Origin of the sequence: Paenibacillus amylolyticus (assembly GCF_047302515.1) — a bacterium.
GTDB classification, from domain to species: Bacteria; Bacillota; Bacilli; order Paenibacillales; family Paenibacillaceae; genus Paenibacillus; species Paenibacillus amylolyticus_G.
The window spans coordinates 4,632,547-4,647,728 of record NZ_CP168019.1 but is presented as its reverse complement, the minus strand read 5'-3'; the positions used below and the strand labels follow the sequence as shown (position 1 = coordinate 4,647,728).

Here is a 15,182-nt window from a genome sequence, read left to right as displayed (position 1 = left end):
GCCGCCCGTTGAAATCATAACAGATTTCATTGGACGGCTTTTAGGGTTGAATCCATATCTGGTTCTATACTCTGAATTAATAGTCTAAATATTAGTCCGTTACAGGTACTCGTTAAACCATCCGGCAATATGCTCCAGACGGCGTACCCTCAGATGAGGATGACCTCCACGAGATAACTCGTGGTTGGCACCTGGGAAACGAACAAGACGAGTGGCCTGTTTGCGCCGTTTCAATGCAACGTATAATTGCTCGGCCTGTTCAATTGGACACCGCAGATCCTGTTCGCCATGTAAAATGAGGAGCGGAGTACTCACGTTGCCGATATAAGCGAGCGGGGAATGTTTCCACAGCTTTTCCGTGTCATCCCACGCGTTACCGCCAATCTGATCTTCCGTGAAGAAATATCCAATGTCACTTACACCGTAGAAGGATAGCCAATTGGAGATGGAACGCTGGGTAACAGCGGCCTTAAAACGATCGGTGTGTCCAACAATCCAGTTGGTCATGAAGCCACCATAACTGCCCCCGGTTACGCCCAATCTGGATTCATCGATAAACTCATATTGGGACAGGGCATAGTCCACACTCTCCATGAGATCGCGATAATCTCCACCACCATAATCTCCGCGACATGCGTCTACAAACTGCTGCCCGTATCCGAGGCCACCGCGTGGATTGATATACACAACAGCGTAGCCTTGTGCGGCGAGAATTTGGAACTCGTGCATAAACGAAAAACCATACATCATGTGCGGGCCGCCATGAATCTCCAGAATGGTCGGGATTTTGACCCCGTCGACCATGCCATGAGGTTTCATGATCCATCCTTGCAGTCGCAGGCCATCTGAGGAATTAAACCAGAAGGTCTCAGGTGTACTAAGGTGGATCTCATCCTCAAGCTGTGGATTGCTGCGGGTGAGCTGAATCGGTTCTACCTCAGGATCTTCCGGTTGTTCATATATATATAGATCACCAGGATTTAGTGTATCGGCTACAGCGGCAACGATCTGCCCGTTTTCCAACTCGGCAAATTGATAAATCTCCCGTTCGTCAGGCCGTATATAGTCGGCACTGCTGCCGTCTCGTGCGAATTTGGCGATGCGTACACTACCATGGATGGTCGCTAGACAGAGGATGGATGAACCATCCCGACTGAATACAGGCCCCGTGGTTGTCAGATGTGATCGCATGTCGCCAACAATGCTGTGATTCAACTGTACATCCCAATTGGTGCTCAGACATACGAGTTCACCACCTGATATCTGAAGGGTGTACAACTTCACAAGTGTGGCATTTCCATAAGAACGGTCACTGGCGAGCAGTGCAAGAGATTGTCCATCCGGTGCAAAGGCCAGTCGGCTGAACGTATACCCTTCCGGGGTCAACTGCTGCACATCCGATCCGTCTGCCTTGGCAAGGTACACATGATTAGTCAGGGTGTAATCATTATGGTCCTCGCCTTCTTCAGGCATCTGCGCAATCCAAGCGATGGATGTTCCGTCCGGGGACCAGGCGTAGTCTCCGACGTCATAATGACCTGTAGTTACAGGAATTGCTTCCGCATCGATCGGTGCGAGAGCGAAGAGGTGGGAACGTCGACCGTTCCACAATCCACTGGCATCTGACTTCATGCGAATCCGGTCTACGACATGTTCTTGCAGCAGTTTGGATTTATCGTCTATAGGATCTGTATGTTCTGATTCTTCATTTCCGCTCATATCCACGGATGATTTCACAAGCAAAGTTTGACCGTCTGGTGACCAGAGCAGGGAACTGACGCCATGTTTCAGGTGACTGATTTGCTGTGCTTCTCCGCCATCTGATGCGATAATCCACACTTGGGATTTCCCATCAACCTCTCTTAAAAAGGCCAACTGAGACCCATCGGGCGACCAGGCAGGGGAATGATCCTTCTCACCAGAGGTAAAGGGCCTGTCCTTCTGACTCCCCAGATGCAACAGTCTCAGGTGAGAACAATAACCGTCACGTGCTTCATTCGTTTTCCGGCTTACATATACCAGTTGTCCGCCTTGAGGGGACGGAGTTGGATCATTAACCCATGTAATCTGATAAAGATCTTCCGATGTTATGCCGCGCTGACTCATCATTGTTTGTCCTCCCACCATGAATTAGAATTGGTTAATTTCCTAACCTTTCCATTTATATTAACGGAAAGCAAGGGACAGGACAATATGACTAAGGATGGGAGGGGAGACTTTTATAACAGCGATCGGAAGGTTGTTCTGTCATCGGAGTGACCCATGTGAAAATTCTTTGTTCAATTCATATAGGTGTGTTAAAAGGATTTGCTCGAAGGATGACGAATCCTAATGTTGAATAAGCGCGGAAATGACGAAAAATGGTCTTAATTCAATGTTTAACATTGGTTAATTTGGTTTAATGTACAATGCAATTCCTGTTCTACATTTCAGGTATTTGGTTCTTAGCCATTCGTTTATATAGAACTTGTATGATTCAGTCGCAATGGAGGAGGAACGTCACGTTGAGCACATCCTATGAGCAGCATGTGGAATATCCAAACCGGAAACGAATGGCGTGGCTCACGGCAGGGGCAGCACTTTTTGTGGCAGCCGGATTTTTTTTGATTTTTGATAGTTCTTCAGTTACGAATGATTCCATCCTTTCGGATGTGATTGGACTTCTATCCATTTTGTTTTTCGGGCTATGTTTCTGTTACAGTCTGGTAAAGATGATCAAGAAGGAACCTTCTTTTGTAATCGATGAGGATGGGTTTGTGGATGCATCTTCTTATACCGCAGGAGGAGAAGTGGCCTGGAAAGACGTTGAGAATATTTTTATGTATGAATTGATGGGACAGAAAATGATCGGGGTCAAGTTGCGGGACGAGAAAGCCTTTCTGGATCGCCAGAACGGGATGAAACGCAAATTGATGACGGTCAACAGTAATATGGTCGATGCGACCATCAGCGTTGCCCAAAGTAGCCTTACAGTACCACTGGATCAATTGTATATCATGATGATGAGCCACTGGAGACATGTGAGTGATAACATGATTTATGATTCGTATAATCGTCGTTAGAGAGGTCAGAATGTCCATAAGTCTTCAGAATGGAGGAATATAGATGATGCATGGTAATCAAACACGCACGATTCTACTTCCGGATGGAACTGCCCTGCCTGCGATAGGACAAGGCACATGGAACATGGGAGAGAAGCAATCCAGCCAGCAAGAAGAAGTACGCGCACTGCGTTCCGGTATTGAACAGGGAATGACCGTGATTGATACGGCGGAGATGTATGCAGAAGGTGGGGCAGAGGTTATTACGGGAAAGGCCATCTCGGGCCATCGTGACGAAGTTTTTCTCGTATCCAAAGTGTATCCCCATCATGCGGATCGCAAGCAGATGATTACGGCCTGTGAACGTAGTCTTAAGCGCTTAGGAACAGATCGCCTGGATCTGTATCTGCTCCACTGGCGAGGGGGAGTACCACTCGAAGAGACGGTTGAGGCTTTGGAACAATTAAAGCAATCCGGTAAAATTCTTCGCTGGGGTGTATCGAATCTGGATACAAGAGATATGCAGGAGTTATGGAGCCTGCCGGAGGGGTCTCAGTGCATGGTGAATCAGGTGCTCTACCATGCAGCTTCGCGTGGTATTGAACATGATCTGCTTCCCTGGATGCGGGAACGGAGCGTTCCTGTAATGGCGTATTGTCCACTGGCACAGGGTGGCAGACTTCGAAGTGAATTGTTGGAGCATCCAGTCATTCAGAAGATTGCGCAGGATCGAGGAGTTACGACTTCGCAGATCGCATTAGCCTGGGTGATCAGGGATGGAGATGTACTGGCGATTCCGAAGGCGGTACAGCTGAATCATGTGGCAGACAATGCAGCAGCAGTGAATATCGTTTTGACACAAGAGGAACTCGCCCGTTTGGATGAGGCATTCCCTGCATCTAAAGGCAAAGTACCTCTAGATATCGTGTAGCTGGCTCTTTTTTATTGGATAAGCATATGAATAAGATAACAATACGATTAATAAAGTTATGCAGAGCAGATCTTCACGATCTGCTCTTTTTTTTGTATGGATATCGATAGCAGAAGCTTGCCCATCAATTGAGCGAATATATATTTTAACAAATGGGCTTTACAACACTATTTCACTAGTGTACTATGTAACTAACACACCAGTACAGAGAGGAGCGAGAGCTTTGTGACTATAGAATTTGATAACAATTTACCAATCTATCTGCAGATCATGCAGTACATCAAGAGACAGATTGTAACCGGGACACTTCAGGCAGGTGACAAAATTCCTTCGGTTCGTGAACTGGCGGCTGAACTACAGATCAATCCAAATACAGTACAACGGACATTTCAGGAGCTTGAGCGGGAAGAAGTGGTCGAAACCAAACGGGGCTTGGGCAGATATGTGACCAGTGAGGAGCGGAAAATTATGACGATCAAAAAAGAGATGGCAAGTGAATTACTGGAACGTTTTCTGACCGGAATGCAGGAACTGGGGATCGAAGAGCAGGATATCTTATCCATCGTAGCCGATGCCGTTGCGGAAGGAAAGGGAGGAACAACGCATGAGTAACATCCTTGAACTGAACCAGATCAATAAGACATATGGCAATAAGAAGGCGCTCAGTAATATTACATTGGATATTGCTCCAGGACGAATCGTAGGTCTGCTGGGTAGCAACGGTAGTGGAAAAAGTACGCTCATGAAGCTGGTTGCAGGTTTGTTGCATCCGAGCAGCGGAACGATTCAAGTCACAGGTAAGCCTGTTGGGCTGGAGACGAAGGCGTTGGTTTCATTTATGCCGGATCGTCCATTAACCGAAAAGTGGATGAGAGTCCGGGATGCGATTGCGTACTATCGCGATTTCTATGCTGATTTTGATGAGGAGAAGGCGCGGGAGATGCTGGACTTCATGAACCTTGTCGAGAGTGACCGGGTACGGCATCTGTCGAAAGGTATGAATGAACGACTACAACTAACACTGGCACTTTCTCGTAAGGCTCGTCTGTATTTGCTGGATGAACCGATTGGCGGAGTAGATCCGGTTGCGCGCGGCAAGATTCTGGATGCGATCGTCAAATTCTATGATGAAGACAGCAGTCTCATCATCTCCACGCATCTTGTGAATGATATCGAACGCATTTTTGATGAAGTTGTCTTTATTCGCGAGGGCGAACTGGTGATGCGGGAAGAAGTGGAAACGCTCCGTCTGAAATATGGAAAAAGTGTGGATGAGATGTTCAAGGAGGTCTATGCGGAATGATGACATTATTGAAGTATGACTTTAGAAGGAACTGGAATACACTGCTGGCTGGGCTAGTTATTTTGATTATCGCTCAAGTGGGGCTTTCCCTTTTCGTGTCTGAGGTCACAGGGATTGTGCTTGGCATTATGGGTTATGTTGGAGTTGGAGTTGCTATTTATGTGAAAATGATTAAAACATACACGTCCAATATCCGCTCTTATAATCGCCGTCTGTTACCCGTAACGGGCCTATCACATGTGTTGTCTCCTTTGATCTTTGGACTACTTTGCGGGTTGGGGTTAGTCATTATTTTTACGACTCATGCCTACATCTATATTTCAATGAAGCTCAGAATGAACATGGCTAGCAATATTGATCTTTCGGGTCTGCATGTTTCGGATTATATTAGTTTGTTGCTGTTTAGCGCATGGGTTATGATATTCATGACCGTCATTATCTTCCTTTCGATCTCGATTGCAGGCAGCTTCCGTTGGAGAACTGGGCCATGGATTGGAATCGTTGCATTCTTTGTCCTCGTTAATCTGATTGGCTGGTTGGAGAATATTATTACGACTGGACGCTTCAGTCCAAATGAGATGTTCCGGTATACGGAAGAAAGTACAGGTATTGCAATCACAGCCAATGGTGTATTATGGTCAGACGGCATGTGGGGAAGCATTATATTTGAAGTCATTGTGGCGGTCATCTTGGTGTGGGCTACCATTTACCTGAACAACAAAAAAGTTGAAGTCTGATGACAGGATAACTTGAACGTGATGCGAGCAACCAAGGTTGCTCGTTTTTTTACATCCAGTAATAATCCACTTTTTGAATCCATTACCATTAATTATACGTATATATAAATATATTGTGTGCTCGATGCGAGATTAGGTTAAAGAGAACAAAAGGATATGTAAGCGAAAGGAGGAAACGTTATGGAATTATACTTCAGGGATAACTTTTTTAACGCGGGTTACACCGAGATTATGTATCCAAATCAGGAACAGGCCGGGCACCTGGATTTGAAAAGTGTCTTTGGTTCTTCACTCGATGTATCAGATAACTCGGGATTAGTCTGTAGCGGCAAATTTCGCATGTTAACGAATCGTTGGGATATCACTGCAGCAGATGGGAGACATCTGGGTGTGTTGCGGGCCAGGTTCAGTTTCTTTAGCAAAAAGTATGAATATGACGCAGGATCACGCGGTACATATGATGTGTCTGCTCCAGCATTTTCGCAGGAATATGATATAAGTGGCAGTGGTGGCCGCATCGTGGCCAGTTTCCGTCGCACCAGCGGCTGGTTTAGTTCAGGGGCATTTGTATTAGATAACCAGTCGGAACAACTGGACACGTATGAATTAATTGCAGTGGTCATGGGCGTGCACGCGATTAACAAAAGAAGGAACTCGGCAGCTAGCAGTGGTGGAACCTAGTTTAGGCGCATGTATAGCAAAAAGGTTTGGATGAGATCATCCAGACCTTTTTTTTCGTATATGGATATGGATATGGATTTGGCTTTTGAGCAATAGTTATGGTTAACCCACTCTTACAAAATCATTGACCATCGGCTTTCGCAAGAGAGCCTTCCTCGCGTTGGGGGTGCTGAACTTCATTGGAGTGTTTGGGATGCATAACAGAATCTGTCTCTGCATAACGGGCCAATGCCTTGGCAGCTGTCTCGGACATCCGCTCCCGCAGCATCGTGTGGTCAGCGATTCGAACCCGTTTGCCTAGAAAACGCATCTTGGATAAGACATAATCCATCTCATTCCGCGGAACGGTCAGCTCGATTCGATACGTCTGCTCGGCTTCTAGGTACTCGACCTGTTTCTCGAAGCAGGAGAAGGCATAGAGGATGCGGGATAACTCCTGATTGAACTGGGGCAGTACCTCGATGGTGATGGTCGTTTTGCGCTTCTCCGTTATCGCAGCAATTCGGGCAGTGTAACCCGAAGCGGTATCCGGTTCAACCGGTTGGGCTTCCACGATAACGATGCTGTGCAGCTTGGTTGACATGAGTTTGTCGAAGCGAGGAGCATACCAGAGCACGTACCATTCTTTTTTGACCATGGAATACTCCAGTTTATACGGGAAGCCGAATTCATCATGGCTCGTGCGTCCATTGCGGACGCGACCCGTCATGCGAAATCCCTGATGATGCAGAATGATTAGCCGTAACTGTCGAAGTAGTGGGTGAGAGACACTGTTTTCTTCGCTTTTGGCTTTTTCGGTCAGGTAATCCTGAAGGTTCAGGTCCTGCTCACCATTCAGCATGTTGTACATTTTATCCAACGTTACAGCGCTCAGCGCTTCTCTCGCAGCAGGGTGATTCAGCATCATGCGAAGCCAGGCCCGTTCCTGTGAGGTCCAGGTGAACAGTCCGGTTTCATTCAGTCGTGTCATCATCTGGTAATTGAACATCTTCTCGAACAGGTTCATAATATTCCGCAATCTCCTTCCATTCCTTAATCATCTCCTGGCGTAGTCTCTGAGGTGCGATTATTTCGCAGCTTGAGCCAAAACTCCGTAACCACGGTTTGATCTCGGTGGTACCGTTGACCTGGATTTCGTAGAGAAAGGTATGATCCGTTTCGGGTATAATTTTGCCCCATTGACCTTGCAGACGAACCCGATCCAGAATAAAGTTGCGCTGACCACGCTCCGGGTGGAAAAAGCGAGCTTGAACCGTCACGGTATTTCCCGTATCCACGAGCCAACTGTAGCGACTAATGTCGGTCCACTGCTGCTTCAGTTCGGACATGTATTGCTCTTCTACTGAATCTTGTTCCTCCAACTGTGTTATGCCTTCCATGCGGAATTTCACAAAGCCGCGCCGGCCCTGATATCCAATTACATACCAACGACCATACTGATGGTCATAGATCACTTCAAGGGGCACGATCCGGTTGGATCGACCACCTGCTTCCCGTTCAAAGCGTGGATTCGTATTCTGTGAACTGTAGCTGGATGGTTTTTTCGGTGAATAGTATAGGAACTGCACACGTTTACGCTGACGAATCGCACTAAGCAGCGTGTAGAGATGAGCTTCGTCCAGGATACGAGAATAATAGTGATACTTATAGATATAGGGCTCGGTAGCTTCTTCTTGCGGGAAACTTGCCGTAATGGCTTTTTTTAAACTGTCGCGCAATAAGTACCCCTGTACGGAAGGAACCTGGGTATTCGCCATCATATCCACAAAATCATACAACTCCAGCTGTTCCTCCACTGTTAATTGGGTAAGGACATCCTGTTGTAAAGCATATTGATATGGCCTGCCACCAGGTTCTTTTCGAATAACCCCAACCTCTTCCAGATACTTCAGATCAGAGCGAATGGTTTTCTCGTCAGGTAACGCCAGATCCTCCGGCAGATCAGCACAGCAAGCGTCCAGCAGTTCCATCGCGGTTAAGGCTTTATGTTGTAAGGTATGCAAAAGGACAGAAAGCCGCTGAACTTCAGTCTCTTTCATCGACTTGGCGCGGAAGAGGAAGAGCAGCATAGGCTCTGCCGACTCCCCGTATTGGAAGCGGACGAGATCTGCCATTTCCCGGCCTGCTTCGGCACCTGAGCGTTGGTCGGCGACGGTCTGCATGATTTCTTTTAATCTGCGATTGGTTTTATCAAAGGTATGTACGGATATGCCAAGCCGCTCGGCATATTGTTTGCGGTTATATGCACCGCTTGTTAGGGATAACATGCGTAAGAACTGAATTTCTTTGTCAAAACTCTCTCTTGCCATGAACATTCACTCCTTGTTATCCCTTCATTGTAGCAGGATGAGTGGCAGGTTTCATTTTAAACTTATGAAGGTTGACTCCATTTCAGAAAATGATTCGTCGCCATACTTTCGCCATGTTCGCGTGTAAATGTGTGAGGCATAATGAGGTTGTGAAGCGGGGCAGCAACAAGCGCTGTGAATCAAGGTTCCGAGGCGCCAGGGAGGGTTACTTCGACTGTTAATCGACCAGGTCGTTGGTTCGAATCCAATCGCCGCCGTACATGGCGGTGTAGCTCAGCGGTAGAGCGGGTATTATACCTTCCCACCTTTTTCCTCGGAACATTTTATTATGAAAGAACAGCAAATAGACTCACACCGGGAGGTCATGAGTGATGAGCAGAGCGAAACAATTATTTAATCAACCTCAGCCAACGACACGTAATCATGGGGGCTACGGAGCCTATGAGCGATTGGTGGAGGAACAATATATACAGATGTTGATGACCAATACTTTGAACAATACGTTCTATGCAGATACCCAGCAACTGATGGACGATGCGATGGTCAGTCATCAGGAGATGGCTGAGGTCGATGCAGGGTTTATGGCGCGGGCGCTGGTCTATGCTCGTAATGAAGGTTTGATGCGGTTACAGCCTCTATACGGGCTGGCACTGCTGTCCAAAGTGGATGTGGATCATTTTGCAAAGGTGTTCTCCCAAGTCGTACAGACACCGGCTGACTTGGCCGATTTTCTGACGATTCTAAGAGGAACTGGTCGGGGACAGGGTGGTCGAGCGGTGAAGCGTCAGGTGAGTCAATTTTTGAACGGCATTACTGAATATTGGGCGATCAAATACAACGGGCGTGGGCGTGGATACAGTCTGGGCGATATGATCGCTACAGCACATCCCAAGCCGATAGATACGAAGCAACAAGCCTTATTCCGTTATTTGCGCGGGCATGAGGTGGATCTTACGGAACTTCCGCAGTTGCAGGCGCTTGAAAAGCTGAAAGCTACCCCAAACCCGGCAAGCCGGATGCATCTGATCGAGAAAGGTAAACTCCCGTATTCGGTGGTCAACTCGATCATGCAACCGACACGTACGGTGTGGGAGGCGTTAATGTCTCAGATGCCGACCTTTGCATTGTTGCGCCATCTGAATGCAATGGATCGGGCAGGTGTTTTTGAAAAATCGAAAAATATCGATTATGTAACACGTCGTCTAACGGATGCAGAAGCCCTGCGTAAGTCGCGCATCTTGCCTTTCCGATTCGCCAGTGCATATGAAATGTTTGCGAGAGAAGAGTTGCGGGATGCTTTGCGGCAAGCGGTGGAGCTATCCATTGGCAACCTGCCAACACTGCCGGGAAGAACCGCTATTTTCCTGGATCGCTCCGGTTCCATGCAAGGGGATTATTTGCGGATTGGTTCGGTGCTGGCACTGGCGCTTTATAAGCAAACAAGAGGTAACGCACTGTTCTGGTTATTCGACCATATGGTTGAGGATGCTCGTCCCAAGATGGATGAGAGCATCCTTTCCCAAGCTCACCGTATTCGCGCACAAGGTGGAACAGACACGGGTCGACCAGTACGGGAACTACGGGATATCGGAGAAAAAGTGGATCAGATCATTATAATCACCGATGAACAGCAGAATGAAGGCAGCCCGTTATATGCCGAGCTTGAGCGATATCGCCGGATGATGAATCCGGAGCTGAAGGCATTTATTGTGGATATAGCACCTTATCAGCAGGCCATGGTACCGCCACGGGATGGCAAAACCTTTTACATCTACGGGTGGAGTGAAACGGTACTGACGTATATTGCCGAGACTGTGGCAGGATATGATACTCTCGCGAACCGGGTGAGAGCGATGGATATTTAGATTTGGGGAAATTGGAGGCGACGGACATGACCTATGTTCATGAAGAAATGAAAGATACGATCAGACAACAGCTGAAGCAGATTGAACAGGAGGAGCAGGTACGGATCATCTATGCCTGTGAATCGGGCAGTCGGGCGTGGGGGTTTCCTTCACAGGACAGCGATTATGATGTGCGTTTTCTGTATGTAAGACCGCTGGAGTGGTACTTGTCGATTGAGGATAAAAGGGATGTGATCGAACGCCCAATTAGTGACCAGCTCGATATCAATGGGTGGGATCTGCGCAAGGCCTTGAAGCTGTTTCGCAAATCAAATCCACCACTGCTGGAGTGGCTGCAATCTCCCATTCAGTATGATGAACAGTATAGCGTGGCACAGCATATTCGTGCATTGTCGCCTTTGACCTTCTCGCCCAAGTCCTGTATGTATCATTATCTGAATATGGCAAAGGGGAACTTCCGGGATTATTTACAAGGTGAGCAAGTGAGGATTAAAAAGTACTTCTATGTTCTTCGTCCATTACTCGCTTGTGGCTGGATCGAACGTTATGATGCAATGCCACCGATGGCATTTGAAGAGCTGATTCAAGAACTTGTACCTGCGACTACACCGCTATATACGGAGATTCATGAGTTACTACGCCGGAAAAAGGCGGGCGAGGAACTGGATCTGGAACCGCAGTTGCCCGCAATACAAGCTTTTTTGGCGGAGAAGATCGAGCATTTTGAACAACTGGCCGGCCAGATGGAGAATGAGCAGATTATTGAATTTGAAGAATTGGACCGGATTTTCCGGTTTGCATTACAAGAGGTGTGGGGCGAACGGGGGTAAGAGGAAGAAAGTTGTGTGCTGGTAACGCTATCGATTGAGTTTAAGTGAGTATACCCGCGTTTGTAAACTGTTATATGAAAATAAATTTTGTTATTCACCTATATTGTATGGGTAAATATGGTATGATACTCTGGCTAAACTAATTGCTGGAGGTTACCCGTATGCGTATCAAAGTAATAAGCAGTTTGCTTGCCATTTTTATGATTTTTGCTACTGTTGCGTCTGCTCATCCAGGAAGAACAGATTCGAGTGGAGGGCACACCTGTCGTACCAACTGTGCAAAATGGGGGCTGAAACAAGGGGAATATCATTATCACAACGGAGGTTCTTCTTCGAGTTCCAAATCTTCCTCTTCAAGTTCATCCAGTTCAGGAAGTACCAAGAAAAGTAACAAGTCTTCAACTGCAACCCAAAAGAAAGCCACTCCTAAACCAGAATATATCAAGTCTGCTGTTCAGGTGAAGGTGAATGGTTCCAAGGTTATTTTCACCGAGTCTCCAATTGTAATGAATAACACGAATCTCGTACCTCTGCGTGAGATGGCCAAAGCAATGCAAGCCAAAACGTCTTGGGACAGTAAGACTCAAACCATTACCGTTACCAAAGATAAGTACAAGCTAATCTTTACCTTGGGCAGTAAAAAGGTGAAGGTTAACGGGAAAGAAGTCACCCTACAGGCAGCACCCAAAGAAATTAAGGGAACGACCTACATTCCCCTCAGAGTTTTGGTAGAAGGGCTTGGGGCATCCCTCACTTCATCTGGTAATACGCTGACGGTGAAAGTCAAATAATAAGAATAAGAATTCATAAAGAAGCCGGTTAGGAGTTTATCCGGCCCTGCTTCTTTTTTTGTATATGAACTTCGTTAAAGCGAAATCTTATCAGGCTATTTTACTTGGCGCTGCAACTTTTGACATGACCTGGATCAGTTGGTATGAGCAACGGCGCGAATCTCAATTAGTTGATGAGGGAAGGCGAGTCCGGATGTCCCAACCATCGTAACAGCCGGACGATGAGTACCAATGTACTCTTTATACACGGCAACACATGGCTCAAGATGCTCCTGCGGGTGAACCAAAAAAATCTCCAATTCAGCAATGTTCGACTTGGTCACGTTGAATCCTGCGAGCACGCGATCCAAGTTATCCAATGTCTGGCGGACCTGTGCTTCAATATCATCGACACCAATAAACGTCCCCTGCATATCATGCGAAAATTGTCCTGCAATGTAGATCGTACCGTTAATGCTGTATCCCTGAGCAACGCTAAATGCTTCTTCCCACGGGACACCGTGGCTATAGATTTGAGCTTGAGACATATGTATCTCTCCTTTGGAATTAAAGATAAGGTTAGTATATACGGAGAAAAACGACTTGGGCAGTACGCACTTTCATGACAGTGACTATCCATTAGGATAGTGTGACTGCGATGTTTGTGAGCCTAACGACTCATTTCAGAGAATCTTTATATCAGGATATTTAATTTTGGTATAACTAACTTAAGTCCTATATCCTTCCCCTAGAATCTGGGTAATAATTATAGTAGGCAAGTGATTAATGGGATCTCATAACGTAACGATAGGGGGTAACCTGTATGGCATCTGTGATTCTGCTGGTGAAACAGACGGAGGACGATGAGAAGGTTATTTATCGATTCGGACCGAATGAGCGAAAGATGGGGCTCATTGAGATGAATAAGATCAAGGAAAGTGTGAGGGAACTGGAACCTGTCCAGGTGGATGGGGTAAGTCCGAGTTTTTTCTTTAACCGAGCCGCGCAGCGACTGGTACGATGTTTATTCAGGGAAGGCGGCAAGTTCCCTGAACGAACGACGTTTGAAACATAGCTTCAGCACCGCAAAAATAAGTCCTAACCCTGCTCATGGGTCATGGACTTATTTTTTATTTCAGAACGTTTTGGCATAAGAGATCAGTGCCGTAATCGTGATGATATTAAGCAACGTTGAGATCAGCACCGTCTGGGCTGCAAAATCTGGTTCGTTATCGTATTCTTCCGCAAGGATGGATGCGTTGACACCGGTCGGCATACCCGAAGCGATAATAAGTGCCTGTGCAGCGATGCCTTCCAACCCAAGCAGAAGCACAATCGAAATCCCGATAGCCGGGCCAATCAGAAGACGCAAAAATGTGCTAATATACACATCAAGACGGTATAGTTGAATTGGATATTTTACAATCTGTGCTCCGAGTGTCAGAAGCGCCACGGCAACCATACTTTGCTGCGCATAGGTCAGCGGCATGGACAGGAACGTAGGCAAGGGAACCTTCCACATGTGTAACAGAATCCCCAGCAAGAGTGCATACGGAACGGGCATTTTAAGAAATCCAATAATCACCGCACGGTAATTACCTTTGAGCTTCGCGCCCTGAATGGACAACACGCCATAGGTGAATGTCAGTAATGCTTGTAAAGACATTACCAGTGCCTGAATGGAAGAGGCGAGTGGATCGCCGCGGAATACCAGTGCATTGATGGGCAGTCCATAGTTGCCTGCGTTATCCAGCATAATACTGTTGTTGAAAGCAGCCTTCATGCCTTTATTCATCCGAAGCGAGCGTGCAAATACAGAACCTACAATATAGAGAATCAATACATATATCGTGTAAAAGAGTGTCACGGTCCCAAGCAGTTCGCCCGACATATCCGAGTGGTACATGCTCATAAAGACGGCTGCGGGGGTAATACAATAGAAATTGATTTTGGCGAGGGTGTACAAGTCCAGCTTGAACACCTTTTGCATCCAGGATCCGACAGCGATCAGGAGAAAGACGGGCAGGACGACTTCAAGCATGATGTCTGCAATCATTAGTTCAGCTTCCTTTTTCATGAAAATTTCAATCCGATTTCGAAAATGCTTTGCTTATTATATCATTTTATACACACACGAAAGATGTAATTAGTTAAAAAAGATAAGGGGGCTTCCCATCATGATTCCAGATCATCTGGATGTTGGTTTATCGATATTGTTTATTGGTTTCAATCCGAGCATTACGTCTGGGGAGACGGGTCATCATTATGCTTACAAAGGAAACCGGTTCTGGCGCATCCTTGAACGGTCGGGATTAACCCCGCGTTTATATGATACACAGGAGGATGGAGAGTTGCTGAAGCTGGGATATGGATTCACGAATATTGTGGCCCGTCCCACCAGAGGTATGGAGGATATTACGAAGGAAGAGTATGCAGAAGGACGACAGATTTTACGGCAAAAGCTGGAGAAATACCGACCGGACATCGCTTGTTTTGTCGGAAAAGGTGTATATACCCAGTACAGCAAACGTGCCAAAGTGCAATGGGGATTCCAGGACGACCCGGTCGTCAAGGAGATTCAGGAGTTCGTCGCTCCGTCGTCCAGTGGGCTCGTGCGCATGTCGATGGATGAGATTGTGGCGATCTATTCCCAGCTTGCTGATTTTGTTGCGGAGAAGAACAGGGAAGATTAAGGCAAGTAAGCAGAGTTCACCC

The 15,182-nt window shown here is 46.8% G+C and carries 16 protein-coding genes; 11 read left to right on the top strand and 5 right to left on the bottom strand.

The genetic code is table 11. The features are described from left to right. Positions 1-99: 99 nt before the first annotated feature. Positions 100-2,109, bottom strand: a complete 2,010-nt coding sequence (locus ACDJ59_RS20345; protein WP_413405279.1) for a prolyl oligopeptidase family serine peptidase — start codon at positions 2,107-2,109, stop codon at positions 100-102. Positions 2,110-2,504: 395 nt separating this feature from the next. On the opposite strand from ACDJ59_RS20345, the gene ACDJ59_RS20340 reads away from it, so the two are divergent. The 6 genes from ACDJ59_RS20340 to ACDJ59_RS20315 all read left to right on the top strand — a co-directional run bounded on the left by ACDJ59_RS20340 (position 2,505) and on the right by ACDJ59_RS20315 (position 6,693). Beyond that, the gene (locus tag ACDJ59_RS20340) at positions 2,505-3,062 is read left to right on the top strand and encodes an STM3941 family protein (protein WP_413405277.1); all 558 of its coding nucleotides are present in this window, start codon (positions 2,505-2,507) and stop codon (positions 3,060-3,062) included. A 46-nt stretch (positions 3,063-3,108) separates the two neighbouring features. Continuing rightward, positions 3,109-3,972: an aldo/keto reductase gene (locus ACDJ59_RS20335; protein WP_413409871.1), complete on the top strand. Its 864-nt coding sequence runs from the start codon at positions 3,109-3,111 to the stop codon at positions 3,970-3,972. 225 nt (positions 3,973-4,197) lie between these two features. Continuing rightward, complete coding sequence (locus tag ACDJ59_RS20330; protein WP_133386622.1) at positions 4,198-4,584, top strand: GntR family transcriptional regulator; 387 nt, start codon at positions 4,198-4,200, stop codon at positions 4,582-4,584. Then, positions 4,577-5,275 (top strand): ABC transporter ATP-binding protein, encoded by a 699-nt coding sequence (locus tag ACDJ59_RS20325; RefSeq protein WP_017690291.1) that lies wholly within the window; start codon positions 4,577-4,579, stop codon positions 5,273-5,275. Before ACDJ59_RS20330 ends, ACDJ59_RS20325 begins: the two co-directional genes overlap by 8 nt. Then, positions 5,272-6,012: a hypothetical protein gene (locus ACDJ59_RS20320; RefSeq protein ID WP_413405274.1), complete on the top strand. Its 741-nt coding sequence runs from the start codon at positions 5,272-5,274 to the stop codon at positions 6,010-6,012. Before ACDJ59_RS20325 ends, ACDJ59_RS20320 begins: the two co-directional genes overlap by 4 nt. Before the next feature lie 180 nt (positions 6,013-6,192). After that, positions 6,193-6,693, top strand: coding sequence for a hypothetical protein (locus ACDJ59_RS20315; RefSeq protein ID WP_413405272.1), 501 nt, complete (start codon positions 6,193-6,195; stop codon positions 6,691-6,693). Positions 6,694-6,814: 121 nt separating this feature from the next. Here ACDJ59_RS20315 and ACDJ59_RS20310 read toward each other — a convergent pair whose 3' ends face one another. Next, positions 6,815-7,699: a WYL domain-containing protein gene (locus ACDJ59_RS20310; protein ID WP_413405270.1), complete on the bottom strand. Its 885-nt coding sequence runs from the start codon at positions 7,697-7,699 to the stop codon at positions 6,815-6,817. After that, the gene (locus ACDJ59_RS20305; RefSeq protein ID WP_413405268.1) at positions 7,647-9,002 is read right to left on the bottom strand and encodes a helix-turn-helix transcriptional regulator; all 1,356 of its coding nucleotides are present in this window, start codon (positions 9,000-9,002) and stop codon (positions 7,647-7,649) included. Before ACDJ59_RS20305 ends, ACDJ59_RS20310 begins: the two co-directional genes overlap by 53 nt. Positions 9,003-9,373: 371 nt before the next feature. Here ACDJ59_RS20305 and ACDJ59_RS20300 point away from each other — a divergent pair, with 371 nt between their 5' ends. The 3 genes from ACDJ59_RS20300 to ACDJ59_RS20290 all read left to right on the top strand — a co-directional run bounded on the left by ACDJ59_RS20300 (position 9,374) and on the right by ACDJ59_RS20290 (position 12,488). After that, the gene (locus tag ACDJ59_RS20300) at positions 9,374-10,867 is read left to right on the top strand and encodes a TROVE domain-containing protein (RefSeq protein WP_413405266.1); all 1,494 of its coding nucleotides are present in this window, start codon (positions 9,374-9,376) and stop codon (positions 10,865-10,867) included. A gap of 26 nt (positions 10,868-10,893) precedes the next feature. Then, on the top strand, positions 10,894-11,697 hold the full coding sequence (locus ACDJ59_RS20295; RefSeq protein ID WP_413405264.1) for a nucleotidyltransferase domain-containing protein: 804 nt from the start codon (positions 10,894-10,896) through the stop codon (positions 11,695-11,697). 161 nt (positions 11,698-11,858) lie between these two features. Then, positions 11,859-12,488, top strand: coding sequence for a copper amine oxidase N-terminal domain-containing protein (locus tag ACDJ59_RS20290; RefSeq protein ID WP_413405262.1), 630 nt, complete (start codon positions 11,859-11,861; stop codon positions 12,486-12,488). 134 nt (positions 12,489-12,622) lie between these two features. Here the strand turns inward: ACDJ59_RS20290 and ACDJ59_RS20285 are convergent, their stop codons facing one another. Further along, positions 12,623-13,015 (bottom strand): RidA family protein, encoded by a 393-nt coding sequence (locus ACDJ59_RS20285; RefSeq protein ID WP_413405260.1) that lies wholly within the window; start codon positions 13,013-13,015, stop codon positions 12,623-12,625. Positions 13,016-13,290: 275 nt separating this feature from the next. On the opposite strand from ACDJ59_RS20285, the gene ACDJ59_RS20280 reads away from it, so the two are divergent. Beyond that, positions 13,291-13,542: a hypothetical protein gene (locus ACDJ59_RS20280; protein WP_091015650.1), complete on the top strand. Its 252-nt coding sequence runs from the start codon at positions 13,291-13,293 to the stop codon at positions 13,540-13,542. Between the two features lie 60 nt (positions 13,543-13,602). Here ACDJ59_RS20280 and ACDJ59_RS20275 read toward each other — a convergent pair whose 3' ends face one another. After that, positions 13,603-14,523, bottom strand: coding sequence for an AEC family transporter (locus ACDJ59_RS20275; protein ID WP_413409869.1), 921 nt, complete (start codon positions 14,521-14,523; stop codon positions 13,603-13,605). A 121-nt stretch (positions 14,524-14,644) separates the two neighbouring features. Here ACDJ59_RS20275 and ACDJ59_RS20270 point away from each other — a divergent pair, with 121 nt between their 5' ends. After that, positions 14,645-15,160 carry a mismatch-specific DNA-glycosylase gene (locus tag ACDJ59_RS20270; RefSeq protein WP_413405258.1) on the top strand — a complete coding sequence of 172 codons (516 nt, stop codon included), beginning with the start codon at positions 14,645-14,647 and terminating at the stop codon, positions 15,158-15,160. Positions 15,161-15,182: the final 22 nt, after the last annotated feature.

Coding starts and splice junctions, on each gene's coding strand:
- ACDJ59_RS20295 (WP_413405264.1), top strand. CDS start 10,894: ATGACCTATGTTCATGAAGAAATGAAAGATACGATCAGACAACAGCTG.
- ACDJ59_RS20320 (WP_413405274.1), top strand. CDS start 5,272: ATGATGACATTATTGAAGTATGACTTTAGAAGGAACTGGAATACACTG.
- ACDJ59_RS20275 (WP_413409869.1), bottom strand. CDS start 14,523: ATGATTGCAGACATCATGCTTGAAGTCGTCCTGCCCGTCTTTCTCCTG.
- ACDJ59_RS20300 (WP_413405266.1), top strand. CDS start 9,374: ATGAGCAGAGCGAAACAATTATTTAATCAACCTCAGCCAACGACACGT.
- ACDJ59_RS20305 (WP_413405268.1), bottom strand. CDS start 9,002: ATGGCAAGAGAGAGTTTTGACAAAGAAATTCAGTTCTTACGCATGTTA.
- ACDJ59_RS20325 (WP_017690291.1), top strand. CDS start 4,577: ATGAGTAACATCCTTGAACTGAACCAGATCAATAAGACATATGGCAAT.
- ACDJ59_RS20290 (WP_413405262.1), top strand. CDS start 11,859: ATGCGTATCAAAGTAATAAGCAGTTTGCTTGCCATTTTTATGATTTTT.
- ACDJ59_RS20315 (WP_413405272.1), top strand. CDS start 6,193: ATGGAATTATACTTCAGGGATAACTTTTTTAACGCGGGTTACACCGAG.
- ACDJ59_RS20280 (WP_091015650.1), top strand. CDS start 13,291: ATGGCATCTGTGATTCTGCTGGTGAAACAGACGGAGGACGATGAGAAG.
- ACDJ59_RS20310 (WP_413405270.1), bottom strand. CDS start 7,699: ATGAACCTGTTCGAGAAGATGTTCAATTACCAGATGATGACACGACTG.
- ACDJ59_RS20335 (WP_413409871.1), top strand. CDS start 3,109: ATGCATGGTAATCAAACACGCACGATTCTACTTCCGGATGGAACTGCC.
- ACDJ59_RS20270 (WP_413405258.1), top strand. CDS start 14,645: ATGATTCCAGATCATCTGGATGTTGGTTTATCGATATTGTTTATTGGT.
- ACDJ59_RS20285 (WP_413405260.1), bottom strand. CDS start 13,015: ATGTCTCAAGCTCAAATCTATAGCCACGGTGTCCCGTGGGAAGAAGCA.
- ACDJ59_RS20345 (WP_413405279.1), bottom strand. CDS start 2,109: ATGATGAGTCAGCGCGGCATAACATCGGAAGATCTTTATCAGATTACA.